We start from the raw sequence: 283 nt of genomic DNA on the forward strand, positions 1-283 counted from the left end.
TCTATCACGCTGGCCCTTGGCCGAATACTACGACGAGCCCGGATTGCGAGCGGTGCTAGCGATACTGACCTTGAATTTCTTGCTTCTGCCTCTGGCGTTTCCCGCTTACGCCGTTCTTACTCGGGAAATGAAATTTTCCGCTATATTTGTCATTCAGACCGCCGCAGCGCTCACGCAAGCGGTGACGGCGATCGCGCTCGCATGGCAGGGCTTCAGCTACCTGAGCCTCGCCTGGGCCGGAGTTGCGGCCAATGTCGTGCAGATCCTCGGCACAGGTTATTTT

The 283-nt window shown here is 57.2% G+C and carries 1 protein-coding gene; it reads left to right on the plus strand.

What is annotated here, in order from left to right; genetic code table 11:
* Positions 1–16 precede the first annotated feature (16 nt).
* On the plus strand, positions 17–283 hold a 267-nt coding region (locus ACTFO6_RS18625), incomplete at its 3' end, for an oligosaccharide flippase family protein (protein ID WP_439935858.1).

It is taken from the genome of Pelomicrobium sp. G1, assembly GCF_051905455.1.
In the GTDB taxonomy this organism is placed as follows: domain Bacteria; phylum Pseudomonadota; class Gammaproteobacteria; order Burkholderiales; family UBA6910; genus Pelomicrobium.